19 protein-coding genes are annotated in these 25,681 nt (G+C 62.0%); 7 read left to right on the forward strand and 12 right to left on the reverse strand.

What is annotated here, in order from left to right; genetic code table 11:
• Nucleotides 1-112: 112 nt before the first annotated feature.
• The 5 genes from CFB82_RS37590 to CFB82_RS37610 all read right to left on the reverse strand — a co-directional run bounded on the left by CFB82_RS37590 (nt 113) and on the right by CFB82_RS37610 (nt 4,505).
• Entirely contained in the window at nt 113-409 is a 297-nt protein-coding gene (locus CFB82_RS37590) for an EthD family reductase (protein ID WP_089449256.1), read from the reverse strand.
• A 51-nt stretch (nt 410-460) separates the two neighbouring features.
• Nucleotides 461-1,150, reverse strand: a complete 690-nt coding sequence (locus CFB82_RS37595) for a hypothetical protein (protein WP_069250124.1) — start codon at nt 1,148-1,150, stop codon at nt 461-463.
• A 204-nt stretch (nt 1,151-1,354) separates the two neighbouring features.
• On the reverse strand, nt 1,355-2,503 hold the full coding sequence (locus CFB82_RS37600; protein WP_256990677.1) for an MFS transporter: 1,149 nt from the start codon (nt 2,501-2,503) through the stop codon (nt 1,355-1,357).
• Between the two features lie 244 nt (nt 2,504-2,747).
• Nucleotides 2,748-3,626, reverse strand: a complete 879-nt coding sequence (locus CFB82_RS37605; protein ID WP_089487362.1) for a phytanoyl-CoA dioxygenase family protein — start codon at nt 3,624-3,626, stop codon at nt 2,748-2,750.
• A gap of 21 nt (nt 3,627-3,647) precedes the next feature.
• Entirely contained in the window at nt 3,648-4,505 is an 858-nt protein-coding gene (locus CFB82_RS37610) for an NAD(P)-dependent oxidoreductase (RefSeq protein WP_256990678.1), read from the reverse strand.
• A gap of 778 nt (nt 4,506-5,283) precedes the next feature.
• Between CFB82_RS37610 and CFB82_RS37615 the strand changes: the two genes are divergently transcribed.
• On the forward strand, nt 5,284-5,913 hold the full coding sequence (locus tag CFB82_RS37615; protein ID WP_089449252.1) for a TetR/AcrR family transcriptional regulator: 630 nt from the start codon (nt 5,284-5,286) through the stop codon (nt 5,911-5,913).
• 584 nt (nt 5,914-6,497) lie between these two features.
• Nucleotides 6,498-7,097, forward strand: a complete 600-nt coding sequence (locus CFB82_RS37620) for a TetR/AcrR family transcriptional regulator (RefSeq protein ID WP_089487364.1) — start codon at nt 6,498-6,500, stop codon at nt 7,095-7,097.
• Nucleotides 7,098-7,239: 142 nt separating this feature from the next.
• Here CFB82_RS37620 and CFB82_RS37625 read toward each other — a convergent pair whose 3' ends face one another.
• Nucleotides 7,240-8,700 (reverse strand): aldehyde dehydrogenase family protein, encoded by a 1,461-nt coding sequence (locus tag CFB82_RS37625; protein ID WP_089487365.1) that lies wholly within the window; start codon nt 8,698-8,700, stop codon nt 7,240-7,242.
• Nucleotides 8,701-9,267: 567 nt separating this feature from the next.
• Between CFB82_RS37625 and CFB82_RS37635 the strand changes: the two genes are divergently transcribed.
• From CFB82_RS37635 to CFB82_RS37655, 5 genes are all read left to right on the forward strand, one after another.
• Entirely contained in the window at nt 9,268-10,248 is a 981-nt protein-coding gene (locus tag CFB82_RS37635) for an aminotransferase class IV (RefSeq protein WP_089487367.1), read from the forward strand.
• 400 nt (nt 10,249-10,648) lie between these two features.
• Nucleotides 10,649-11,968 (forward strand): DUF1329 domain-containing protein, encoded by a 1,320-nt coding sequence (locus CFB82_RS37640; RefSeq protein ID WP_089449554.1) that lies wholly within the window; start codon nt 10,649-10,651, stop codon nt 11,966-11,968.
• 16 nt (nt 11,969-11,984) lie between these two features.
• Nucleotides 11,985-13,691: a DUF1302 domain-containing protein gene (locus CFB82_RS37645; RefSeq protein ID WP_089487368.1), complete on the forward strand. Its 1,707-nt coding sequence runs from the start codon at nt 11,985-11,987 to the stop codon at nt 13,689-13,691.
• Nucleotides 13,692-13,698: 7 nt separating this feature from the next.
• On the forward strand, nt 13,699-16,098 hold the full coding sequence (locus CFB82_RS37650; protein ID WP_089487369.1) for an efflux RND transporter permease subunit: 2,400 nt from the start codon (nt 13,699-13,701) through the stop codon (nt 16,096-16,098).
• Nucleotides 16,099-16,114: 16 nt separating this feature from the next.
• On the forward strand, nt 16,115-17,089 hold the full coding sequence (locus CFB82_RS37655; protein ID WP_179255512.1) for a WD40/YVTN/BNR-like repeat-containing protein: 975 nt from the start codon (nt 16,115-16,117) through the stop codon (nt 17,087-17,089).
• A 179-nt stretch (nt 17,090-17,268) separates the two neighbouring features.
• On the opposite strand, the gene CFB82_RS37660 is transcribed toward CFB82_RS37655, so the two are convergent.
• The 6 genes from CFB82_RS37660 to CFB82_RS37685 form a co-directional block, all read right to left on the reverse strand.
• Entirely contained in the window at nt 17,269-17,958 is a 690-nt protein-coding gene (locus tag CFB82_RS37660) for a response regulator transcription factor (RefSeq protein ID WP_069250114.1), read from the reverse strand.
• Nucleotides 17,959-18,519: 561 nt separating this feature from the next.
• Complete coding sequence (locus CFB82_RS37665) at nt 18,520-20,148, reverse strand: GMC family oxidoreductase (RefSeq protein ID WP_089487370.1); 1,629 nt, start codon at nt 20,146-20,148, stop codon at nt 18,520-18,522.
• 223 nt (nt 20,149-20,371) lie between these two features.
• Nucleotides 20,372-21,322 carry an alpha/beta hydrolase gene (locus CFB82_RS37670; RefSeq protein ID WP_089487371.1) on the reverse strand — a complete coding sequence of 317 codons (951 nt, stop codon included), beginning with the start codon at nt 21,320-21,322 and terminating at the stop codon, nt 20,372-20,374.
• Between the two features lie 32 nt (nt 21,323-21,354).
• The gene (locus tag CFB82_RS37675; RefSeq protein WP_089487372.1) at nt 21,355-22,845 is read right to left on the reverse strand and encodes a flavin-containing monooxygenase; all 1,491 of its coding nucleotides are present in this window, start codon (nt 22,843-22,845) and stop codon (nt 21,355-21,357) included.
• Nucleotides 22,846-23,182: 337 nt separating this feature from the next.
• Nucleotides 23,183-24,166: an alpha/beta hydrolase gene (locus CFB82_RS37680; RefSeq protein WP_089487373.1), complete on the reverse strand. Its 984-nt coding sequence runs from the start codon at nt 24,164-24,166 to the stop codon at nt 23,183-23,185.
• A gap of 12 nt (nt 24,167-24,178) precedes the next feature.
• On the reverse strand, nt 24,179-25,642 hold the full coding sequence (locus CFB82_RS37685; RefSeq protein WP_069250109.1) for a flavin-containing monooxygenase: 1,464 nt from the start codon (nt 25,640-25,642) through the stop codon (nt 24,179-24,181).
• Nucleotides 25,643-25,681 lie beyond the last annotated feature (39 nt).

The following is a 25,681-nucleotide window of genomic DNA, read 5'->3' on the forward strand; positions in this document are numbered from 1 at the left end:
TTCGAAGGTCTTGTATCTTCGTCGTCAAGGCCCGAGCGCATGTGTCCACGCGGACACTTTGTCTCAGACCTTCTTTCCCTCGTAGACGAGGTTTCGGTCGTCGACGACTCGGTCAGTCGCCGGCGCGGAAGATCGCCGGCTGGACGTTGGTGAAGTTCGGCACATCGCCGACCACCTCGGCTGTTCCGGCCGAGGCCAGCGCGGCGTCGATTCCGGCCTGCTCGCTGAAACGCAACACGGTTACGCATGCATCGGGCTGCGGCCCCGGCGCCGGAAACAGGATCTCCGCCGATTGCAGGCCAAACTCTCCCCAAGCTGCCCGTACCAGCGAGATATGCGTTGCACGATAGTACTCGCGATCAAATTTCATACCCTCTACTGTGGGATAACGCACGATCAAGGTAGCCATATCCGTTCTCTCGGATGAAGATATAAATACATTCCCGAAGGAACGCGACAATTACTGCGGCTTTCGCTCCAGGCGGCCAAGGGTATAACCTCGAGGCAGATTCCCTTCCTTTTCCTGCACCCTTTCCAGCGCACAATAGGCGTAATACAACGAAACCGACATATAAGACCACGACAGCAATGCGAATATATAGAAAATCATGTGATCGCTGTCGCCCGGGATATGATAGAAGTCGTAGATGCTCGCAATAATCTGCGTGGATACGAGTGTCAGGATCACACCCGCAGCATTACGATACTCTCCGGCATTCGCCAATTTCTTGACGACGTAAATGAGGTAAAGCGAGAACAAAGACCACATCACCAGATAGAAATACGGCTTGGGTCCAACCATGAAATCCGCGGTCCACAAAATAACCGTCCCCACCAGTGCACCCACCGCATACAACACGTCGCCGACAATCGACGGTTTATATCGATGCGTAACCGACATCATGCCCGCAACGATGATGATCGGCACGCCGAAGCCTCTTGAAAACGCGTCGCAGAAAAGCGAGATACTTAAAAAGATCGCCTTGCCGGTCAAGGCATTGATCATCAAATTCGTTGCCGAGAACGTCACGACCAGCGACTCGAATCCGAGGAGGCCGTTGCGCTTCCCGAAGTACTTCACGCCACATATGAACGAAGTCACGATCAACGCGAGATCGGCCAGGCAATAAAGATAGAATTTGAGTTCCATGAAAAAATTCCGCGATCGTCGAGAAATGGGTCTGCCGCTACGTTCGTCATCCACGTTCACGGCAGTTTTTTGCGCTGCCTGTCGACGCGAGCGGGCTCTTTCGAGAGATGTCTGCTCCGCACCGGCATGTCAGGCATGCTGGCGCCGCCCAGGTACCGGTGCGGTCAGTGCGGCCACGCTCGGTTGACAGCGTCGCCGCGCACGTCAGGCGACAGCGGCTTCGGCGTGTTTTGCCTTGAACTGCCGGATCGCCACGCTGGTCAGAAAGAGCGGCACCACCAGCAACCCGACGGAGAGCCAGCCGACCGCGCGCAAACCGGCCACGCTGAACACCGTGCCGGCAATCGCTGGGCCCACGGCCAGGCCAAGATTGATTGCCGACGCACAGGTCGCGGTGCTTCTTCCGCTGGCATCCATTTGCGAAAGTGCCCCCACCATGTAAGGGGCAACCAGCGTCGCGCCGGCACTGACGAGCGCCGTTGCCACGAGAAACGCCCACCTGCCACCCACGCAATACATGCCCAGGCTGCATGCGATCAACAGCGCGAGTCCAAGAGCGATCGGCTTGAACAGGCCAAAGCGATCGCCCAGCCAGTTGACCGCCACGCCCACCGGCAACTGGAGGGCCGCATTGAGCATGAACAGCATGCCGAGTTGCTCCGCTTCGACGCCCCGGGTTGCAGCGACCTCGGCGGCAAATCCCATGAGGGCCGTCTGCGAGACGTAGATGAAGAATGCGCTGATCAGAATCCCTCGGACGTCGTTGGATTTGATGGCGTCCTTCGCGACCTCTTCCTCGCTTGCGTTGACGGCAGGATGCATGAACGCGCCGAAAAACAGCGCCGCCACGACCACGGCGAGCTGGACGGCATCCACACCGATACTGCCCATCTTCACATTCAGGATCGGTACGACGTACATCGCACAGGAAAATATGATGGCCATCGCCACAGCGACTTGCGCCGCGACCTTCTCCGGGTGCTTGACGTGTGCAATCACCCCATACGCGCACACACAGCTGACGCCCAAGGCGACGCCGAGAACCAGCTTCGCCGCGACGAATACATAGAAATTATGTGAAAACATCGCGCACGTCGACAGAACGGCAAGCGCTGCCGCAGCGAGCGCACCCGTTCTCTTGTTCAACGTCGCCGTGTGACGACCGAAAAAGATGATGGAAAGCGAAAGACAGAGCAGCACCGCGGACGCAAGCCAACCAGCGGTGCTCTCGGACAGCCCGAACCGGGCCATCGATTCTTCGATGCTGAATGGGAGCAGATAGGTGGGAGTCCAGACCACAGCCCCTGTATAAAGTAGCGCGATTCTTCGGATTCCCTTGATTTCGTAACTCACGATCGACTCCTTGTCGTTTGCACGAATACGAGATCGCGACGAGGCATCGAACCGCCCTCTTGCTCGCATTCATACTGGCACTGTTTCGAAGACTGCTGCATCCCACCGAAAAATCGCAATATCGAAATTGCTCGCGCTTCACCGCCCCCGGCATCCCGTCGACCGACTACGATGCCTTCAGGTGATGGAATCGCCCGATCTCCGCGTGAAAACCGGGCCAGGATTCCACCACCCCTCCCGACCGTTAATCGAAATGCCCGACCTCGAGGAAATCCTTCATTTTCAACAGGTCGTTCGGGTCCGACATTTGACCGTTACGCTCGACGAAGCCGGCAAAAGTCGTGCCGTACGTCCAGCCGAGCAGGCGCTGCAGCTCTTCCGGATAGCGCTTCACGCGTTCAATGGGCAGCGTGAGGTACTGGTTTTCTTCCTGCCGGAGGATCGCGAGGTCATACGACATCGTCAGGCCGGTGCGCGGTGCATTGCTGGTGTTCTTCCCGCCGCCGTGATAGGTGGAGCCGATGAAGAACAGCGCATCGCCAGCCGACATGGTCGCGGGAATGGCTTCCTCCTGCCTGGGCATGCGCTCGTCGTCCCACTTGTGGCTACCCGGGATGACGAGCGTGGCGCCGTTTTCCGCCGTAAAGTCCGATACGGCCACCATCACCTGAAACCGGGCCTCGCGCCCATAGTTCGGGTGCCGCCAGAGCCATACGGAATCGTCACGATGCAACGGCTGCAGGCCCTGACCCGGCAGAATCTGGATGGCTTGCGTCACCCCCACCTGAATATCGGGCGCGACATCGACCTGGTTTTCGCCGCTCCAGATCTTGATCGGCGTCTGCAGGATGCTGCGCGCCGCGCCCAGATAGAGCGGATGCAACGCAACCTCGGCCATCCAGTCGGTACGCGCGAAGAGGCGCGAGACGCGACGCGTCTGTGTCCCGGCGAAGTAATCGTCTACTCCGTTCGGAGCGGACTCGAGCGTGTCGAAGAGCGTACGCTGGATTCGCGCAAGCAAATCGGAATCGAGAAAGTTTTTGACGATCGCCCCGCCATCCTGCCTGACTGCATTGGCAAGATCGTCAGGAGTGCTATTACTTGAAAGGCGTTGCAAAGACATGATGATTCCTCTAACAGGTTGTCAATGATTGAAGAGTGCGGCGTACCCTCGGTCACCACTGCCTTCTGCAATGGATGACAGGATGCGCTCGCGCAGCGCCTTCAGAATTCGCGGCGGCTGCCCGATATCTTCCTGCGCCTGCTGGAACAATCCGGTCGCTCGCGCGTAGATGTCCAGGTCTGCGCCTCGTGGTTGATAGTCGGAAGCCGCCACGGATTCGAACAGGCCTTCGATGAAGTGCGTCTGCCCGGCGATATAGGTTGGAATCAGATCGCGAATCTCGTCGATCGAAACACCGGAATTCACCACGAACCTGAGACCTTCCAGGAACGCTGCGCCGGCACCAAAAACGAAGGTGCCCGTCAACCCGGCATCGAGCACGTTCGGCACATCGGGTCGTGTGCTGACGTAGGTGGATTGGGGCGCGATCTTTCGAAGCAAAGGCTCAACTTCGTTCCAGATCTTCTCGTCGCCACCGAAAAGGATGACCGCGCTCTCTCGGCCGATATCCGGCGGGAAGCACTGGATTGTTCCACTGATGAATTTGGCGCCGGCGCCGCTCACGATTTGAGCCAGCTTCAGGACCTCGGACGGGCGCCCCGTAGCCAGATTGACCACCGTTTTCCCTTTCAGGCGCTCGCCCAGTTCCTCAAAATCCGCCGCGAGGTCGATCGGCGTTGCAGTCACGACGACGATGACGTCTGCCTGATCGCAGGCCGCAGTGGCATGCTCGGCAACGCGGGCTCCCAGCTCGCGCAGGCGCTGCGCCTTTTCCGTCTTCCTGTTCCAGACGACGACTTCCGCGCCATCGCCAACCAGGGAAGCGGCAATGGCAGACCCCATCACCCCCAGGCCCAAGACAGCAATCACGTTGCTCATTCGTATTCCCTATCGTTGTCGTTGACCACACTACCGAGAAATATCCTTCGTTCAAGTCAACCACTCGAATCATTTGACTTGGTCATACGACTATCAAGCAAGCCGTATGCCAATCGGATCCGGGGGTTCGCCCGCCGTGAAGTGCGGCTGACGCGCCCGGTGGTGATACGCATGCCCCGGCACGGGGAATCCGCCGCACCAAGTGGTGCTCAGCGTCACGATAGCGGTGCAGACAAGTTGACTTGATCAAATGACCACGAATCTACAGGCACGAGTCTTATGCTTCGACAGGACATTGGGAATACGGAGTTTCCATTAGCTTCGTCATGACGGCACCGTACGAGCCAATGCAGTGGCGCCCTTCCAGGACACGCACGGCTGCTTAACCGTGCACGTGCGATGGTCACCGTACCTGCGCATCTGCGAAACAGCCTCGTCGAAGCAGAACCGCAAGCGCCGCTCGACGAGCGGCGCACCACTTGATGCGCCGGGCCGATCCACGATGAGCGAGTCCGCCTCCAGGTTCACGAAGCCTGCCGCCGAACCGCCTCGCCGCTGTGATGTTCGTCCGGCGTCGCGACGCAGCGACGCCATCACCATGCCCGGCACGTACCTGCGAACGGCATTTCTCACGCCGCCATGGCGGCGCAACATCCGGGCAGGCCGATGCCTCACATTGCTGGCGAAATGCCGCCCATCGTCATGCTAATATCCGAGGATTCGACTACCCTGCACGGGTAGCGCCTTTGGACGAAGACACAAAACGGAGCGCTGGCCTATGCAGCGAGTACGGGCTGAAGTCCGCCGCCAGGACCTCGTGGCGGCGACTGTCGCGGTGATTGCCGAGCACGGTGTGAAGGGTGCCACGACCCGCCGCATCGCCGAGGCTGCAGGATGCCCACTGGCTTCCCTGCACTACGTCTTTCACTCAAAGGACGAGCTGTTGTTCGCCGTCTACGAGTCACTGATCGACCTGATTCGCTCGGATAGCCCCGAGGCTCCGGAGCACGGCACCCTGTCGGACCTGGCGGAGTTCAACCTGCGCTCCGTCATGACCTGGTTCGAAGCCAACCCGACCTACGCGAAGACCCAGTCGGAGTTGTACACATGGGCGCTCAGGCATCAGCCCGACATGGCCGTCGGCGCCCTTCGCATCTCCCAGGAAGGTGCCCGCAGCAACCTGGCCACCGCCGAGCCCCGTGCAGATGCCAAGGCGCTGGACGCCATCGCGCGGCTGACCATCGTCCTGATCGACGGCCTGCTCTTCTCGTGGTTTGCCCAGGAAGATTCGAAACGTCTGGCCGTCGATGTCGACCACGCCTGCAAGATGCTGGCCGCCTACGCGGCGACACTGTCGGATGCCCGCCCTGCCGCCAAGCCCCCTCGCAAGTCAGTACGGAAGCACTGAACCGCTGCCACCTGCGCGGAGGCACCGGCTCCCCCCGGTGCCCTCACAGCGGCAGCGTCGCCGCTTCAAATGACCGCACGGCTCGCGGCGCATGACGTTGCAATCTCAACCATGCGCCGCCCTGCGCACACGCTCTGCTCGAAGGTGCTTTCAGGAACCCTCGTTCGCGTTCGACCGCGACACGTGCGACGTGAAGTAACCGGCACCACCGAGAATCCACACCGGCTGCATCCAAGCACCTAGTTTCCGTTCGCATGGAAACCCGACGCTCCCGGCAGGCAGCAACCCCCGGTCTTACGTTACAGTGCGCGCGCTCACGGGTTTACCTCCATCGACAGCGCCTCTTTGCCTGCTTAACGTTGACCGATCAAATGATCAAGTCACTCGATCAGATTTTCCAGAATCAGCTGAAACAAGCGAACTGAATATTCAGGGCATCCGTGGCCCAGCCCATTCATGGACAAACTTTCAAGAAGCCGACATAATTCACGAGCGTTATGGTCAATTGACCATGTATCACGGATAAACACTACACCTGTGTATGACGTGAACGGAAGAGGATTTTCGGGTACCGGAGTTTACCAATGACAAGAGTTCGCGCTGCGTTGCGGCGACAAGATTTTGTTGACGCTGCCGTTGAAGTCATCGCCGCGCACGGCGTCGCTGGAGCCACCACGCGGCGAATCGCTGAAGCCGCAAGCTGCCCCCTGGCGTCGCTGCATTATGTATTCCATACCAAGGACGATCTGTTCGACGCGGTTTACGAATCCCTGTTCGACCTTCTCGCGGCGAATGCCCCCGTTGACAAGGAATTTCATTCTTTCGGCGAACTCGCCGGATGGCAGCTGCGCAAGAATGTCGAATGGCTCGTGCAGCATCCCTCGTACGCCCGGGCACAGTCTGAACTGATCCAGTGGGCAGAGCGTCATCGCCCCGAGTTCGCGTTGAAAACCTATGTCCAGACTATCGAGCGAACGATCGCTTACCTCGGCAAGTGCGCGCCGCAAGTCAACCATGACGCGATCGAATCCGTCGCCAGAATGAGCATCATCCTGGTCGACGGATTGCTGAACAGTTGGCAAGGGGACACGAATATCCGCGAGCTCAGGGCGAACCTGGAAAGTGCAAGTTCAGCGCTGGAGGCGTTTGCCACTTCTCTCTCGAGCTCGACGGTGCAGGCTTGAGCGTCGACGCGGCGTGCCATTGTGCCCATCGACGGCAACCCGACAGAGCCCGTCAGCGCGACGCCTCATGGCTGGCTTCGATCTTGCCGCCTTTCCGTAGACGGACGTCCGCGGACCGCCGGGCGCCCGTCGTCGATTCCCGCTAGCTGGCGGCGCCCGGCGCCGCGCCGAACATCGACTTCGTCTCCAGGAACTCCTCGATGCCGGCGTAACCCCACTCTCGCCCGTTGCCGGACTGCTTGTACCCACCGAACGGCGCCGCGATATCGACGGGTGCGCCGTTCAGATGCACCATCCCGGTCCGCAACTTTCTGGCGACTCGCTCCGACTGTTCGATCGAGTCGCCATAGACGTAGCCGGACAATCCGTACGGCGAGTCGTTGGCAATGGCGACAGCGTCCGATTCGTCCTGATAGGGGATGATCACCAGGACGGGACCGAAAATCTCCTCGGTTGCGATCTTCATGCGATTGTTCACGCGGCTGAAGACCGTCGGCTTGACGTAGTAGCCTCGTTCAAGCCCGGCGGGATTGCCGAGCCCGCCCGACACGAGCACCGCACCTTCGTCGATCCCCGTCTGGATCATCTCCTGCACCTTTCGATGCTGGCGCTGGTTCGCCATCGGCCCCATGGTCGTACCGGGATCGCGCGGATCGCCGACGACGACCTGCCCGCATGCGGCAACTGCGATCTGCTCCGCCTCCTCGAGCCGATGTGCCGGCACCAGCATGCGCGAGGGCGCGGTGCACGTCTGGCCGGAGTTGGCCATCATCTGGAGCACCCCATGCGTGACGCCCTGCTGAAAGTTTTCGCTGTCCAGAATGATGTTCGCCGACTTTCCGCCCAGCTCCAGCGTCACCCGCTTGATCGTCGTCGCAGCGGCCTGAGCGACCTCCACGCCCGCGCTCGTCGAACCCGTCAGCGACACCATGTCGAAGAGCGGGCTGGACGCGATTGCGCTGCCCAGGCGCTGCCCGGAGCCCTGCACGAGATTGAATACGCCGGGAGGGACGCCGGCCTTCTCGAGGATCTCGGCGAGAACGATGGCTGAATACGGCGCATTCTGACTCGGCTTCAACACGATCGTGCAACCCGCCACCAGCGCCGGCGCCACCTTGCACATGACCTGGTTCATCGGCCAGTTCCACGGCGTAATCAACCCGCACACCCCCACCGGCTCCTTCACGATCCGCGACGTGCCCTGGGTTCGTTCGAACGGATACTGCTTCGCGACTTCCAGGGTCGTATGGAGGTGCCAGAGCCCCAATGCCGCCTGAAGCGGGCGAGAAATGGCGTCCATCGGCGCACCCATCTCGAGCGTGATGGCGTCCGCCATATCCTGCAACCGCTCGGTGTATACGCCGATCACGCGCTCGAGCAGCGCGAGCCGCTCGACGAGCGGCGTGCTCGAGAATGCCGCGAAGGCGTCGCGCGCCGCCTCCGCGGCCAGGTTCACATCGGCTTCATCAGAGAACAGCAACACGCCGGAGACTTCGCCGGTCGCCGGATTGATGATGTCGTGCTCAATGCCACCGTTCACCGGCCCCACCCAGCGGCCGCCAATGAACGCCCTGCGGAGATGGTCTGCTTCGAAAATCGGCATCTGCTCGCTCCATGTCAGTTGGTATCGAGGGCGAGTCTTCAGCCTTCTGGATCGCCCGGGAAGATTCATACTAACGTCTTTTTTGATCATTTGGCCAAGTCACGCGACTCAGTAATAATCAGTATTGCCACCGGCATGCCGAAGGACGACGCTTCAGGAAACGAACAGTCATGCTGCTGCAAAGGATCTGCAGCGGGTGTGACCGGATGACGATGGAGACGGGGCCACGAGTCGGCTTCCGGCGAAGCGCGCACCACGCCGAAGCGACTTTTTTCAGGCGGATCGGTTTGGTCTACCGGAACGGACATTCGACCATCGCGGCCGGCAAACACGGGTCTGCTCGCCGCTCGAGTATCCAGCCACGCATCACAGAGGGTTAACCTTCATCGACAAGGAATTTTTCGAGCAATACTTTCTACTACACGGTCATTTGATCAAGTCATATGGCAGACTTCACGCCGGATAGCCAGGCAGTAAGCAATCCGCAAAGTAGCGCACCGCGATCCGGTCGCGTTTTGACGTCAATATCGAACGACAACTCTCCCTCGGGAGCGAAAGGTAATCACCATGGCAATCATTCAAGTCCAGCAGATCATGCACGAGAATCCGCTGCATGCTCGCGCTCCGCATGAACCCCGCTATGAAGATGGCAGTGCCTTCTGTGACGGCAACTATGTCCCCATCACCGAAGCGACCGTCCCGCTCGTCGACGCGGGATTCCTGCATGCCGACGCGGCCTACGATGTCGTCACCGTCTCGCGGGGCAACTTCTTTCGACTCGACGATCACCTCGCGCGCATGGAAGAGTCGGCGGCGAAGTTCTTCCTCGAGAATCCGTTCAATCGCGACCAGGTCAAGGAGATTCTCCACACGCTCGTGCGTAACGCCGGGTTGAAGGATGCCTACGTCTGGTGGTGCGTCACCCGCGGCCCGTTGAGCGTCGACCGCCGCGACCGCAGCGCAATGAAGAACGCGATGTTCGCGTTTGCCGTGCCGTTCTTCTTCCAGGCCGACGACGAGGTCCGCACGCGAGGCTCGAACCTGCTGATCAGCAAGCGGTACAACCGCATTTCCGCGAAGGCGGTCGATCCCACGGCGAAAAACTTCCACTGGATGGACATGAAGCTCGCGCTCTTCGAAGCCATGACGCAGGAGAAGGACTGGGCGGTTCTCGTCGACGAACATGACAACCTCACCGAGGCAGCCGGTGCGAACGTGTTCTTCGTCAAGAACGGGGAGCTCTACACCCCGGCTGAAGGCTGCCTGCTGGGCATCACGCGCCAGAGCGTCTTCGATATCGCCGCCGAGCTCGGCATCAAGGTGAACATCGGCAAGTACACCGCGACCCAGCTGCGCGAGGCCGACGAAGCATTCACCTCGTCGTCGGCGGGCGGGATCATGCCCGTCAGCGCAGTGGACGACCAACCGCTTGGCAACCACAAAGGCCCCGGCCCGATCTCCGAGAAGATTCACAACCTCTACTGGGAGAAGCGCTGGGCAGGATGGCACGCTCAGCCGGCCGAATACTTCTCGTCGGTCCCGGCATAAGCCGGAAGTCGCTCAAAAGCGGCGCACGTACGGAGCAGGTCCAGCCTGACAAGCCGCATCCTGCTTCGGCGGGCGCCCAATAGCTGCAGGTATCAGCCATACCGTCCGGCACGCCGTCAGGCAGCCGGACAACACGAACGCCAGCGTGACAGCAATGACCTGGGGTTCGCCGATTCACGAAAACAAAGCAAAACGCACCCTCTTTCATTTCGCATAGCTAACAAACGGACAGGACTATCGGTACCTTCATCCGTTTTCACCTATGCACAACCCTTTGGCGGGCGCACGTCACCTGGTCAAGGTCAAGGAGATAGCCGTGGTCAAGACTCATGCTTTCAAGAAATCTGCTTCGCTCATCCGATCGGCAGCGAAATTGTCCGTCATCGCTTCCGCAGTCGCGATGTCTTTGACCGGTGCGCTTGCGGAAGGTACGGATTCTTCACATACGCCATCGGGCGCCGAAGTCGCCGGCACCGCGAGCGGCATTCCCGCCTGGGCCCCCGTGGGCAACGTCGGGGCGGGCTGGAGTTACGGCAAGCGCCGCGCGGATTTCTTCAAATACAAATCCGACAAGCCCCTGTACACGATCGACGCCAGCAACGTCGACAAGTACGCGGACAAGCTCAACCCGGGCCAGATTGCGCTGTTGAAGAACCTGAAGGGCTTCACGATGCCGGTCTATCCGTCCCGGCGCACGTGCGGCGTCCCCGATTTCGTCGCGGAGAACACGAAGAACAACGCGGGCTTCGCCAAGATGACCGCCGACGGATCAGAACTCGCCGATGCCCACCTGCCCGGCTATCCGTTCCCTGCGCCCAAGACCGGCGCGGAAGTGATGTGGAACGCGAAGGTGCACTACCGCGGCGCCGGCGTCGAGATGCGCGACATCATCACCGTCGTCTCCCCGCGCAAGGGTGCGTCCGACTGGATCAAGAACGTGTCCGACGCGTGGATCTACCAGCCGTGGGGCGACAAGGCCGGCACGACGTTCGCGAAGGTCAACCAGGTCGAAGGCAACGCCTACTACGCGTACAAGTCCCCGGCGGCGATTGCCGGCCAGGCCGCGATCTTTACGACCTACGCCGGCAAGCCGACGGAAGTCTTCTACTACTTCCCGGGGCAGCGCCGCACCCGTCGCATGCCGTCGTATGCATACGATGCGCCGCAGATCGGCTTCGACAACCAGTACAACATGGATGAAGCGCTGGTCTTCTCCGGACAGACGGACCGGTTCTCGTGGAAGCTGCTCGGCAAGAAGGAAATGGTCGTGACGTACAACGATCTCGGCATGTACGACTTCTCGGAAAAATTTGAAGACGCCTACGGCCCCGACTTCGTGAACCCGGCGAAGCGTCGCTACGAACTCCATCGCGTGTGGGTCGTGGAAGCCACGGTCAAGCAGGGGATGCGCCATACCGCGCCCAAGCGCCTGTTCTACGTCGACGAAGACAGCTGGAGCTACCTCGGCGCGGTGGACTACGACGCGCAGGGCAACATCTCGAAGGTCCGCGAGGGTTACATCATTCCGGTGTACGAGACGGGGAGCTGCGACACGCTCGCATTCGCTCAATACAACCTCGTCGACGGCCGGTACCTCGTGGACGGTTCGATGCTCGCGGCCGGACGGGACGCGAAGTGGTCGGTCGACTCGTCGGCGGACCAACACTACAAGCCGAGCTTCTACAACGCCGATAATCTCCGTGCGTTGAGCGAGCGTTGACAGGGGCCGAAACAAAATGGCTACCACCTCCTCATTACAGCCCCGCTCCAGCGTGGTGTTCGTGCGCGCGGCGATCGCGGCGCTCGTCGCCGTCGGGTGCGGCGGCGCGCACGCGTTCACGTTCACGATCGGGAACGTCGAAGGCAGTTTCGATTCGACGATATCGGCGGGCGTCGGCATTCGAACGGCGTCGCCGAGCAGCAATCTCGTCTCGCCGACCTACAACGTGGCCACCGGTGCGCAGACCGGTGGCGGCCGGCTCGGTCAGTTGAGCGGCCTCTCCGATCAGGGCGACATCAACTACGGCAAGGGAGATCCGTTCACGAGCTATCTCAAGGGCAACCACGAGCTGGTCCTGAAGATGCCGTCGCAAGGGCTCACGTTCATGGCGCGCGGCACCTGGCAATACGACTACTCCGGTACCCGCACGACAGGCGCAAGCAGCGGACAGGACCTGTTCTACAACCCCGCACCCAGCCTGAGCGGCGGGCTTCCGTCCGACGCCGAGAAGAACATCCGCTTCAAGCCACGCCTGCTCGACCTGTGGGTCAGCAAGCAGTTCAACGTAGGCGACCAGATTGCCCGCGTCCGTGTGGGTAACCAGGTGGTCAGCTGGGGCGAAAGCATCTGGGAAGTCGGCGGGATCAATGCGACGAATGCGATCGACGTGAATCGCGCGTCCCAGCCCGGGGCGCAGGTCAAGGAGATCATCCTGCCCGCGCCGATCGTGAGCGTCGCATCCGGCGTGGGTCACGGCGTGAACGTCGAAGGGTACTACCAGAGCAACTGGAACCAGAATTACCTTCCGCCGGTGGGCAGCTATTGGTCGAATCAGATCGTCGGGCCCGGCAACAACACGTACGGCGTCTCGACCGTCCATCCGAAGAACGGCGGGCAGTATGGTTTTTCCATTCGCTACCAGCCGGCGGGAACGGACCTGAATCTCGGTTTCTACACGATCGCGTACCACGACAAGTTCCCGCAAGTCTCGCTGAGTTCGACGGGCGGGACGGTCTTCCGATTTCCGGAAGACCGCCACATGATCGGTGTCAGCGCCAACTTCCCCGTGGGCGACTGGGCGATCGGTACCGAACTCTCGTACCGGCCGCGAGATGCCGTTCCCCTGAATCCGGCCAGCGGATGCGTCGCGCAAGGGGGGAACTGCTGGGTCGACGAGAAGCGATTCCAGTGGCACCTGACGACCCTCTACTCGCTCCAGCCCGGCAATTCCGCCGCATTCCTGAAGCTGCTCGGCGCCCAGACCGCCACGCTGACGACCGAGACGGTGATCATTGCTTATCCGGGGCTTCACAAGAGCTACGGCGGGTCGCCGATTTCGCCTGGCGCGCTTCTGTGGGGGAACGAATTCAACGACCTGTTCGCGACCGGCGCACTCAACTCGCCGGGTAGTGCCCAGGGAACGAAATACTCCGGCGGGATCGACGTCGACTTCAACTGGGTTTACGACGGCACCGTCATTCCCGGTTGGCAGGTCAATCCGGGGATATTCGTCCGATACGGCCTCTTCGGCAATACGCCGAACGTGAATGCCCAGTTCATGCGCGGCGTGACGGCCATGAACCTGTATGTGAACTTCATACAGAACCCGGCGAACTGGCAGGTCGCCTTGAACTACACCCGCTTCATGGGCCCGACCAACCCGCTCGCCAACCCGCTACGTGACCGAGACTTCGTGGCAATCGTCGCATCTCGAAATTTCTGAGGTCAATATGAATCAAACGCCTGTTTCCGACGCAGCCCGACCCAGCAAGCTGCTAAGAATTCTTCATTCGCTGGAAAATACGCTGTTCGGTCACAGGCGTCTCGTGCTGGGGCTTCTGGTTCTTTTTACGGTCGTCATGGCCTGCTTCGCCGTCAAGCTGCGCATGGATGCCGGGTTCGAGAAGCAGCTTCCGTTGGGCCACGAATACACGCAGACGTTCAACGAGTATCGCGGTGACCTGCTCGGCGCCAACCGTCTGATCGTCGTCGTCAAGGCCCGCAAGGGCAGCATCTGGACGCCGGCTGCGTTGAAGCGCCTGTATGAAGTCACCCAGGCGGTCACCTTCCTACCGAACGTGTCCCGCAGCAGCGTCCAGTCGCTCTGGACACCGAATTCATTCGTCAACGAGATCACCGAAGACGGATTCCGCGCGGACCCGCTCATTCCCGGCACCGTGACGCCCGATCAGCTCGACGGCAACACGGTCGGCGCCATTTCGCGCTCGACCGCCCAGGGTGGCTTCGTCGGCAGCCTCGTGTCGCGCGACCAGAGCAGCGCAATGGTCACCGCCGATCTCAACGAGCTGGATGCGAAGGGTGAGCGGGTCGACTACGTGGCATTCGACAAGGCGCTCGAATCGCAATTGCGCGCCAAGTTCGAGGATGCGAACTATGAAATCCAGATCATCGGTTTCGCGAAACAGATCGGTGATATTGCAAACGGCGCATCGTCCGTCCTGAAGTTCTGCGCGATCGCCCTGCTCCTGACCGCGTTGGCCGTCTACTGGTACTGCCGCTCCGTTCGCCTGACGATCCTGCCGCTGACCTGCTCGCTCGTCTCGCTCGTCTGGCAGTTCGGCACGCTGCATCTCCTCGGCTACGGGCTCGACCCGTTGGGCGTGCTGGTTCCGTTCCTGGTGTTCGCGATCGGCGTGTCACACGGCGTCCAGCAGATCAATTTCATCGTGCGCGAGATCTCCCACGGGAAGTCGGTGGAGCAAGCCGCCCGATCCAGCTTCAGCGGGCTGCTGATTCCCGGCACGCTCGCGCTGGTGACCGCTTTCGTGTCCTTCGTCACGCTGATCCTGATTCCGATCCCGATGGTGCGCGAGCTCGCGATCACCGCTTCGCTCGGCGTGGCGTACAAGATCGTCACGAACCTGGTGATGCTGCCGCTGGCCGCGTCGTTGCTCAAGGTCGACGGCAATTATGCAAAGAATGCGGAACTGCATGCCGTTCGTCGTGGCCGCGTGCTCCGCGTGCTCGCCAAAGTCGCCATTCCGCGTAATGCGGCGATCGTCCTGCTGGCGGCCGTCGTGGTGTTCTGCGTGGCGGCGTGGGAAAGTCGGGACCGCGTGGTCGGCACGCTGCAGGCCGGCGCGCCCGAGCTGCGTGCCGATGCCCGGTTCAACCAGGATTCGGTTTCGATTGCGTCGAGCTACGACGTCGGCCTGGACTGGATTTCCATCGTCTTCGAAGCGCCGCCCCAGTCCTGCAACAACGTGGAGGTCGGCGCCTACCAGGATCGCTTCGTCTGGTCGATGCGTGCCGTCCCCGGCGTATTGTCGGTCGTTTCGTTTTCCTCGTTGCTGCGGCAATACAACGAGGGATACAACGAAGGCAATCCGAAGATGTCCGCGATCCCCATCGACCCCGACAACTATTCGTCGCTGGCCGGCGAAGTGGCCCGCACGCCCGGCGTCATGCGCAAGGACTGCAGCATGACCGCGGTGAACATCTATCTGGCCGACCACAAGGCGACCACGATCACCCAGGTGATCAACGCCGCGAAGCATTTCCGCGATACGAACAAGCTGCCGGGCGTGAAGATCCGGCTCGCGTCCGGCAATGCCGGCGTGCTGGCCGCGGTCAACGACGAAATCGAGCGCAGCGAATTGCCGATGATGCTTTACGTCTATACGACCATCGTCCTGCTCGTCCTCGTCACGTACCGTGACCTGCGCGCGGTCCTCGCCTGCTGCCTGCCCCTGACGATCGGCACGTTCATCGGGTATTGGTTCATGAAGGAGCTGCAGATCGGCCTGACCGTCGCCACGTTGCCCGTGATGGTGCTCGCGGTGGGCATCGGCGTCGACTATGCGTTCTATATCTACAACCGGCTGCAGCTGCATCTCGCCAACGGCGTCGGCATCGTCAAGGCGCTCGAACAATCGATCCTCGAGATCGGGACGGCCACCATCTTCACGGCGATCACGCTCGCGATCGGCGTCGCCACCTGGTCGTTCTCCGAGCTCAAGTTCCAGGCGGACATGGGCAAGCTCCTGGCGTTCATGTTCATCGTCAACATGGTCATGGCCATGACGGTTCTGCCCGCCTTCGCCGTCTGGCTCGAGCGCATCTTCCCGCGGCGCAAGCCCGCCCGTGCCCCCGGCCTGCTCGCCCATTGAAGAAGAAGAGGATTCCATGACCCTGTATCGCAAGGTTCTCTCCCTGTCGGCCGGCGCCGTCGTCCTTGGCGCGCTGCTGGGCAGCATGCCAGGCGCGGTGTCCGCATCGGAACTCCGGCCCGTTCCGGCCGTCCAGTCCAGCATCGCGACCCAGTCCCCCGTGCTGGATGCCACCTGGGCCGGCCAGCGGGTCGTGAGTGTCGGCGCGAACGGCATCATCCTGCTGTCCGACAACCGTGGCGCGACGTACCGTCAGGCCAAGTCCGTGCCCGTGAGCTCGACGCTGACGTCCGTCAGTTTCATCGACGCCAGGACAGGGTGGGCAGTCGGCCACTGGGGCGCGATCCTGAAGACGACCGACGGCGGCGAGACGTGGGAGGTTCAACGTCTCGCGACGAGCGAGGATCGCCCGCTGTTCGGCGTGCACTTCATCGATGCCAACCACGGCGTGGCCGTCGGACTCTGGTCGCTCATCCTCGTCACCGATGACGGCGGCAAGACCTGGACCAAAAAGGAAGCCGTGCTCCCGAACGGCAAGAAGTCGGACCTGAATCTGTTCGGCCTTTTTTCGAACGGCAATGGCGAGATCTTTGCCACGGCCGAGAAGGGGCAACTCCTGATTTCCAGGGACAAGGGCAACACGTGGGAAAGCGTGGAGACCGGTTACAAGGGATCGTTCTGGTGCGGCGTGGCGCTGCCCAACGGTGTGCTGCTGGTCGGCGGGCTGCGCGGCACGCTGATGCGAAGCGAGGACAACGGCCGTACCTGGTCACGCGCGACGCTCGACACCAGGAATTCCATTACCGCGCTTGCGTCCCGAGGCTCCACGGTACTGGCCGTCGGGGTCGACGGGCTGCAGGCTCAAAGCACCGATGACGGCAAGACGTTTCAGCGCCTGCGCACCCAGACCGGGACGACGTACACCGCGGCGCTCCCCTCGACTGGCGACAAGTGGCTGATCTTTTCTCGCGACGGGGTCATCGCGCAGTAACTGTCGGATGCCTGATTCGCGCAGCGGGCCGCGATCGTGAATCGGGCCCGCTGTGTCGAAACCTGCCTGACCTCGGATGGAATCTGCCCGCGTTGCCCCCATCTCTGCTGCCTGCACGTCCGCGCCGTATGCACACTCAACGAACAGCGGATGCCGACCGCGAGCGACACCTCCCCCCATCAGCCGGATTTTCGAAGTCGATAGCCGATGCCGTGCACGCTTTCCACGATGCCCGACGCCCCCGCGGCCGCCAGCTTTCTCCGTAACCGGCTCATGTGGCTGTCGACGGTGCGCGTGGATGCGCTCACGTCTGCCATGCACGCATTGAGCAATTCGATGCGCGTAAATGCGCGATTCGGCAGCCTGGCCATGTGAGCCAGCAGGCGGAATTCGACGAGTGTCACGGATACCGGCGTTTCGCCGGAGGACGTTCTCACGCACGCCATATAGCTTTCCGTATCGACTTCGAGCGCGCCCACCCGGAGACGACGTTCAGGCGCGAGCGCACCGGAGCGGCGAAGAACCGTGCGCAATCGCGCGACGATCACGTCCGGGTTGAACGGCCTGACGATGTAGTCGTCGGCGCCGGCGTGCAGTGCGCGCAACTGCGCCCTGTCCAGGTCACACGCCGAAATGACGACGATGGGGGTATCGCTTTGTCGTCGAAGCCTGGCGAGCAGGTCCAGGGTGTCCGCACCCAGTTCACGGACGTCGAGAATGACCAGATCCGGCTTCAGGTTCAGTTGCGTGCCCAGCACGGTCTGGGAGCGGTTGGTCTGGAATGTTCGAAACCCGTTGCGAGTCAGGCAGGTATCGAGCGTTGACGACATTTCCGGCGCGTCATCCGCGATGAGTATGAGCGAGTGCATGATTGAATATCCGCGTCGTTGCCTTTCGTGCACGCGGACACCTTCCGGACAGTTTCAGGCGCCGCATAGGGGTCCCCGTTCACGGGCATGGCTCGTCGAATTGAAGACGGCGTTCGGCATGACACACGCCGAAGCCGTCGGGATAGCGGCGGGTGAAGAACATTTCCCGCACCCGGACCGGGCCTCACGCCGAGCGAGGTCGATCGGCTGACGGGTTCGTCGGTGGCTGCGGCTCGTCGCCGCGAAGCAGGCACCGGTCTTTCTCCGGTTGTTGACGCACACAGGCCGCCACCCGGCATCTGCGCCTCGGGTGGCGGCCTCTCTTTCCTCGTGCTCGCGTTGCCCTTCGAAGAGCAAGGATGCGTTCATGATCGGTGGTTGGCTGCGTCACCAGACTTCGCCACTCGAGCGCTCGATGCCCCGGCAGCGTCCAGTCTTGCCACAACCGGCCGGCGAGCCCTTGCCTTCAGGTCGTGGACGTCGTCGCACACATCATGCTCGCGACGTCCCTGTCCGATTGAGGCCCTCGCACCGACGAACGTCGGCACGAGAGAAGGCCACTCAAACCGCGTTTTCCGGTATCGCGGACGGGAACCGGGAGATCCTCCGAATCAGGTCCGAGGCTTTCTCCCCGATCATGATCGTTGGCGCGTTCGTATTTGCGCCCACCAGCGTCGGCATGATCGATGCATCAACCACACGCAAGCCTTCCGTTCCCCGTACGCGCAACTGGGAATCCACGACGGCGAGCGCGTCGTTCCCCATGCGACACGTTCCGACCGGGTGGTACACGGTGTCGGTCCGCTCGCGCAGCAGCGCACGAATGTCGTCGTCCGATCGCGACCGGGACGCGAACAGGTCCTCCGTCACGAACCGGGCCATCGCCGGGGCCGCCATCAACCGCCGGGTCAGCTTGTACCCCTCGACCAGGACCTCGAGATCATCCGCATGCTCGAGGAATGCCGGGTCGATCAACGGCGCGTCCAGCGGATCGGCGCTTCGCAGCTTGACCGATCCACGGCTTTTCGGCCTCAGCAGGCACACGTGACAGGAAAGACCATGGCCGAGCCGCACCTTCCTTCCGTGATCGCTGACGGGCCCGACGACGAAGTGCATCTGAACGTCCGGTCGATCCAGATCGGGACGCGTCTTCAGGAACGCGCCGCCCTCGGCGAAGTTGGTGGTCAGGGTACCGGTTCGCGAGTTCCGGTATTGCCGGATGTCGCCCAGCGTCTTGATCGCGCCGCGTACCGAAACGCCGAGCGCATCCAGGCTGTTCGTCTTGTAGCTGACGACGAAGTCCGGGTGATCCTGCAGGTTCTCTCCCACGCCCGGGAGATCGGCGACGACCTGGATCCCGTGACGCTCGAGTTCGTCCTTCGGCCCGACGCCGGACAACATCAGCAACTGAGGCGATTGAAACGCGCCCGCGGAAAGGATCACCTCCTTCTTCGCCCAGACCGTCTCGACATTGCCCCCACGCGTGACTTCGACACCAACGGCCCTCTTGCCGTCGAACACGATGCGCCTGACCTGCGCGCCCGTCTCCACCGTCAGGTTGCCGCGCGTCTTCATGTGCGGAAAAAGATAGGCACGTGCCGCACTCCAGCGCTCGCCATTCTTCTGCGTCACCTGGTAAATGCCGACGCCTTCCTGCTCCGCACCGTTGAAATCGTCCGTGACGGGCAGGCCGCATTCTCGTGCGGCGTCCAGCCAACGCGCCTGGAACGGATTGTCCGTCCGCAGGTCGCTGACCCACAGCGGGCCGTCGCGCCCGTGCCATTCATTGCCAAGCCGCTCGTTATGCTCGCTGCGCTTGAAATACGGGAAGACGTCGTTCCAGCCCCAGCCTTCGTTGCCGAGCGCAGCCCAGTCGTCGTAGTCGGCATGATGGCCGCGCGTATACACCATCGCATTGATCGCGGACGATCCGCCCAGCGCCTTGCCACGCGGCTGGTAGCCGCGCCGCCCCTGCAGCCCCTTCTGGGGCACCGTCTCGAACGCCCAGTTGTTCAGCCGGGACGGGATCATCAGCACCAGGGCGGCCGGCACGGTGACGGGCCATCCATCGCCCGTGCCGCCGGCTTCGAAGAGGCACAGCGTCACATCGGGATCTTCGGTCAAACGCGAAGCCAGCACGCTGCCTGCCGAGCCGCCGCCTACAACAAGATAATCGAATGAGTTCTTCACGGGTCTGTGTCCTCGATAGATGCTTGAGCGCTTCGCAAGCAACTACCTGATGCATCGATTCCGCCACGCACGCCGCGGCCTCAGCGAGCCGTCGCGCGATCGGCGTCATACCGTCATGCATCAGCACTGCGTGGCCGCATCGGCAGCGTTGGAGGTCATCCATCGATCCGCGTGCGGCCACGAAATGGCGAAAAGCGAAAATCAAGTCGCTTCCGCCAACGTATCAACGGTGCTGCGCGCCGCCGAGTATCTTTCGAAAACTCGCGATGCCCTTCTCGATCCACGCCTGGGCACCCGGGGAAATCGCCCCCATGTCGAAGAACCCGTGAATCATGCCGTCGCACCGGATCGTGTCGACCTTGACGCCGCTCGCGTGGAGCAAGCGGCCGTAGGCCTCGCCCTCGTCGCGCAGCGGATCGAATTCGGCGGTCAGGATGACGGCAGGCGGCAACCCGGCAAGGTCCTTCGCACGGATCGGCGCCAGCCGCGGGTCCGCCCTGTCGGTACCATCGGGCACGTAATGTCGCTCGAACCAGGCGATCGTCTCGAGGTCGAGAAAGTAGCCTTCGCCGTTTTCCTTGAAGGAAGGAAAGCCGGCGCGATCCTGCGCGACCGCGGGGTAGATCAGGAACTGGGCGGACAGCGCAATGCCGTCGGCGTGCAGTTGCTGGGTCACGACCGCGGCAAGATTGCCGCCGGCGCTGTCTCCGGCCACCGCCACGACGTCGCTTCCGCCCAGCTCACCCGCGTTCGCGATCACCCATTGGGTCGCGGCAATCGCGTCGTCCGCCGCGGCCGGATACGGATGTTCGGGCGCCAGCCGGTAGTCCACCGAAACAACGACCGCGTTCGCGCCGCGCGCCAGCTCGCGGCAAATGTTGTCGTGCGTATCCAGGTCGCCGATGACGAACCCGCCGCCATGGAGATAGACGACCGTCGGCAGATTGCGCTCCTGCGTCGGACGATACAGCCGCGCCCGCAGCGATCCGGCCGCGCCGGGAACGGTCAGGTCTTCCACGCCGTGAACGTCGACAACGGCCTCCGGTGCGCGAACGGCGCGAGCCAGATGCTGCATCAATCCGCGCGCCTCTTCCGGGGCTGACTGCGGCAGCGGTTTCGCGCCGGACCCGGCTAAGGATTCGAGAAAGCCAGCGAGGTGCAAATCGAGTGCCATAACATCACCTTTATTCGAACGTTGCTCGGAGATCAGCGGTACACGAGGACTTCGGCATCCGGGCTCAATTCCGGAATGGTCTGGCGCTCCTCCTCGTACTCGAAGTGGTGCTGCCACGGCATGCGATCGCCACGCAAGTGCATCTGGTGTTGCGATCGCATCACGTACCCGGCATTGAAGTTGTTCGGGTCCGTCCAGGGCAGCCGCTGCATGTCGGCGTCTTCGGCGCGCAGGCGCGGCTCCACCGTCTTCGCCCCCACCTTGTCCATATGCGCGAGGACGCGGCAGGTGAATTCGCAGACGAGATCGGCGCGCAGCGTCCAGCTCGACCGGTAGTAGCCGTAGATGAACGCCATGTTCGGGATACCCTCGATCATCATTCCCCGATATGAGACCCGCTTGGTCATGTCGACCGGATCTCCGTCGATGTGGAAGGCGATCTGGCCGAAAGCGCTCATGTCGAAGCCGGTCGCCGTCACGACGATGTCCGCCTGCAGGTGCTCGCCCGACGCCAACACAATGCCGCTTTCGTCGAACGACTCGATGGTGTCCGTCACGACGGACGCTTTACCCTCCCGGATGGCCGTGAAGAGGTCGCCCTCCGGCACCGCCGCCACGCGCTGCTGCCACGGGCGATAGCTGGGGTTGAAGTGCTTGTCGACGTCGAACCCTTCCGGCAGCTGTTGGCGGGTCTCGTTGATCAGCCAGTCGCGGACGGCGTCCGGGTTCGCTGAGGACAGGTTGATCAGGTCGAACGTCTGCTTCAGGTGCGCACGCCGCAGAATCTCGGAGCGCCACTCCTCGGGCAGGTTCAGTTCGCGAAGCGTTGTGTCCAGCTGGTGGGTCCAGGGGACCGCCGTGAAGAACGTCGGCGACCGTTGCAGCATCGTCACATGCGCCGCGGTGCCGGCCATCGCCGGAATCAGCGTCGCGGCGGTCGCGCCCGAACCGATCACGACCACCCGCTTGCCGGCATAGTCGAGGTCCTTCGGCCAGTGCTGCGGATGAACGACCGTTCCCTTGAAGCGATCGAACCCGTTCCACTTCGGCGTAAAGCCCTTGCGATGGTCGTAGTACCCCGCCCCCAGCCACAGGAAGTCGGTGGTGATCGAGAAGTGTTCGCCCGTATCGTTGCGCGACACCTCGACCGTCCAGCGCTTCTGTTCGCTCGACCAGCTCACCGTTTGAACACGATGCCCGTAGTGGATCTTCGAGCCGAGGTCATATTCCTTGATGACATCGCCCAGATAGCTGTGGATCTCCTCCGCCGTGGCGATGGAGCGGCCCTGCCACGGGCGGAATCCGAACGCATACGTGTACAGGTCGCTGTCGGAACGCGCGCCGGGGTAGCGATGGGTCCACCATGTCCCGCCGAATCCATCCATGGCTTCCAGGATGGCGAACGAGCGGCCCGGCAAGTTCATGCGAAGGTGACAAGCGGCATCGATCCCCGAGATCCCCGCCCCGATGATTAGTACCTCTACGTGCTCAGGTAAAACCGAATCTGCTTGATTCTTAGTCATGAGATCCCTCCGATGACCAGTTATTGAAAATATCCGTAACGCCGCACGACTAGATCAATAGACTTGGTCATGTGACTACGAAGGAAAAAGACGCTTGCACGTGCATGCCAGCGACAACGCTTCAAACCAGCACGAGCGCCCCCTCTGCACCCGACCGGACCTGCACGCGGGTCATTCAGGTGCGCGTCCCGGTTTGACCGGTCACTCCGAACATGATCAATTGACCAAGTTCCACGGTTCCCAGTCTATGCAGTCGAGGGACAATTTGAATCAGGAGTTTCCATTACTCGATCGGTCGCGACGGTTGCATGCAACGGCCCGCGCGACGATCGACGCGTCAAACCTCGAAGCCATCCGTTTCGGCAAGCCGCCGGACAAAGGAAGCGGCGCGATCCAGCAGACAGGTCGCTGCCGGGATCGTCCGGGCGGCGGTGATGATGCCGTGATGATGCCCGGGCAGATGGTGATGCTCGACCTTGCTCCCGGCGCGGGCCGCGCATGACGCGTAGGCAATGCCTTCGTCACACAGCGGGTCCAGCCCCACCGTGGCAATGAACATCGGCGGCTGCCGCCGGCCTTCCGCATGCAGCAGCGGGGACAGGCGTGGAAGATCGAATGGCGTGCCGGCCGGCACGTAGTGTTCCCGGAACCACAGCATCGACTCGGCGACCAGCGGAAATCCGCCTTGAATGCGCTGGTATGACGGCAGCGACGCCGTCAGGTCCGTCACGGGATAGAACAGGATCTGCCCGATGATCGCGGGTCCCACCGACGATGCCGCATTGGCGACGAGGGTCGCCATATTGCCGCCGGCGCTGTCGCCCGCCAGGATCACCCGAGACGCATTGATGGCGAGCGCAGATGCGTTGGCCGCCAGGTAGTCCAATGCCCGCTCGCAATCATCGAGCGGGACCGGCCACCGGTGCTCCGGCGCCAGCCGGTACTCCACCGAAGCGACGGCACACCCGCCATGCCGTGCGAGATGACGGCAGATGCCGTCATGCGTGTCCACGCTGCCGATCACCCACCCGCCGCCGTGAATGAAGACGACCAGCGGGGTGCCGTCGGCACCGGCCCCGGCGGGCGGACGATAGAGCCGCACCCGAATGCTGCCGTCCGCGACGGGAACATCGATGTCTTCATGGACAACGGCGGCGTCACCCGTGAGGCCGTTCAATTCGCAGGCCCGCACGAAGTTCACGCGCGACTGGTCGACGGAAAAGCTGCCGTAGTGTCGTCCGCCCAGTTCGCGGAACGCCCGAACGGCGTCCCGAGCATCGTCAGCCACCTCGGTCAGCGGCAACCAGTGCACCGATGTCATGTGCCTCTCCGCTCAGATCGCAGCGAACACGCTTTGATCCCATTGCGTCGCGGCGCGGTACTCTTCCACCGTGCCCGGCCAGTTGTTGATCACCTTGCCTTGCGCGTTCTTGTACCAGCTCGAGCAGCCTGCCGAAAACGCCGAGCCGGCCATCGCCGACTGCAGCTTGTCGTTGTATTCGTCAAACACGGCCCGATCGACATCAACAGCCTTCACGCCAGCCGAAGCCATGCCGCCGATCGCGTCGATGATGTAGTTCTGCTGGATCTCGAGCATCGACACGATGGAGTTGTGGTTCAGGTTCGTATTCGGCCCATACAACATGAACATGTTCGGAAAACCAGGCACGGTCATGCCCAGATAGGCTTCCGGGCCGTCTGCCCATGCCTGCGCCAACGTGCGGTCCGTTCCACGCACCTGCAGGCTGCCCTGGAAAGCCTGACTCTCGAATCCGGTTCCGAACACGACGACGTCGAACGGAAGCAGACGCCCGTCCCGGGTCACGATGCCCTCGTCGACGAACGATTCCACCCCCGCCGTCTCCAGCGCGACGTTGTCGCGCATGAGCGCCGGGTAGTAGTCGTCCGATCGCAGAATCCGTTTGCACGCATATTCATAGTCCGGCGTCAGTTGCTCGCGCAGTACCGGGTCGGGCACCTGGCGATGAAGGTGGGCCAACGCGAGACTCTTGCCTTCCTGCTGCGCGTTGGAACCCATCCGGGTCCGCTCGAACCCGGACTCGCGGAACGCGTGCAGCGATTTCCGGCTTTCTTCGAAGAGATGGGGCTCGCGCTCGTAGGCATCGAGCTGCTCCGCCGAGAAGACGATCTGGTTGCGCGGCATGATCCAGTTCGCGCTTCGCTGGAATACCGTCAGGTGATCGACCTTCGGCGCGATGAGCGGCACATACTGCACGGCGCTGGCCGCGTTGCCAATGCTTGCCACCCGCTTGCCGCTCAGGTCCACGTCGTGCCGCCACTCGGCGGAGTGGAAATATTCGCCGTTGAAATCCGCCAGGCCGCGAACCGCGGGGATCATCGGGCGGTTCAGTTGCCCCCAGGCCGGCACGAAGAATCGTGAGGTCATCCGGGAGCCGTCACTCAGCGCGAACCGCCAGAGGCTGGCGCCGGCATCCCATTCTGCACTCCGAATCTCGATGTTGAATCGCAGGTGTTCCGTCAGGTCGAACCGCGTGGCAAGCGATTTCAGATAGTGCAGCAGCTCGTTCCGGCCGGCATACATCGCGCTCACGCGCAAATGCGGATGGAAGCTGTAGCAGTACAGGTGCGATTCGGTATCGCATGCCGCGCCGGGATACGAATTGTCCAGCCAGACGCCGCCGAGATCGGGACGCTTTTCCAGCACGACAAAGTCGTCGATGCCCGCGATTTTCATGCGAGCGGCCATGCCGAGGCCTCCGAAGCCTGCACCCAGGATAACGATCTCGTGGTGCTCAATCCTTTCTACATTGTTCACGGTGCACTCTCTCTATTTACGTTACGGCGACTGCGGATT

It is taken from the genome of Burkholderia sp. HI2714, assembly GCF_002223085.1.
Lineage (GTDB): Bacteria > Pseudomonadota > Gammaproteobacteria > Burkholderiales > Burkholderiaceae > Burkholderia > Burkholderia lata_D.

Bases quoted from the DNA above. Each gene is read 5' to 3' on its own strand.
- CFB82_RS37590 (WP_089449256.1), bottom strand. From the start codon at position 409: ATGGCTACCTTGATCGTGCGTTATCCCACAGTAGAGGGTATGAAATTT.
- CFB82_RS37595 (WP_069250124.1), bottom strand. From the start codon at position 1,150: ATGGAACTCAAATTCTATCTTTATTGCCTGGCCGATCTCGCGTTGATC.
- CFB82_RS37605 (WP_089487362.1), bottom strand. From the start codon at position 3,626: ATGTCTTTGCAACGCCTTTCAAGTAATAGCACTCCTGACGATCTTGCC.
- CFB82_RS37610 (WP_256990678.1), bottom strand. From the start codon at position 4,505: ATGAGCAACGTGATTGCTGTCTTGGGCCTGGGGGTGATGGGGTCTGCC.
- CFB82_RS37615 (WP_089449252.1), top strand. From the start codon at position 5,284: ATGCAGCGAGTACGGGCTGAAGTCCGCCGCCAGGACCTCGTGGCGGCG.
- CFB82_RS37620 (WP_089487364.1), top strand. From the start codon at position 6,498: ATGACAAGAGTTCGCGCTGCGTTGCGGCGACAAGATTTTGTTGACGCT.
- CFB82_RS37625 (WP_089487365.1), bottom strand. From the start codon at position 8,700: ATGCCGATTTTCGAAGCAGACCATCTCCGCAGGGCGTTCATTGGCGGC.
- CFB82_RS37635 (WP_089487367.1), top strand. From the start codon at position 9,268: ATGGCAATCATTCAAGTCCAGCAGATCATGCACGAGAATCCGCTGCAT.
- CFB82_RS37640 (WP_089449554.1), top strand. From the start codon at position 10,649: ATGTCTTTGACCGGTGCGCTTGCGGAAGGTACGGATTCTTCACATACG.
- CFB82_RS37645 (WP_089487368.1), top strand. From the start codon at position 11,985: ATGGCTACCACCTCCTCATTACAGCCCCGCTCCAGCGTGGTGTTCGTG.
- CFB82_RS37650 (WP_089487369.1), top strand. From the start codon at position 13,699: ATGAATCAAACGCCTGTTTCCGACGCAGCCCGACCCAGCAAGCTGCTA.
- CFB82_RS37655 (WP_179255512.1), top strand. From the start codon at position 16,115: ATGACCCTGTATCGCAAGGTTCTCTCCCTGTCGGCCGGCGCCGTCGTC.
- CFB82_RS37660 (WP_069250114.1), bottom strand. From the start codon at position 17,958: ATGCACTCGCTCATACTCATCGCGGATGACGCGCCGGAAATGTCGTCA.
- CFB82_RS37670 (WP_089487371.1), bottom strand. From the start codon at position 21,322: ATGGCACTCGATTTGCACCTCGCTGGCTTTCTCGAATCCTTAGCCGGG.
- CFB82_RS37675 (WP_089487372.1), bottom strand. From the start codon at position 22,845: ATGACTAAGAATCAAGCAGATTCGGTTTTACCTGAGCACGTAGAGGTA.
- CFB82_RS37680 (WP_089487373.1), bottom strand. From the start codon at position 24,166: ATGACATCGGTGCACTGGTTGCCGCTGACCGAGGTGGCTGACGATGCT.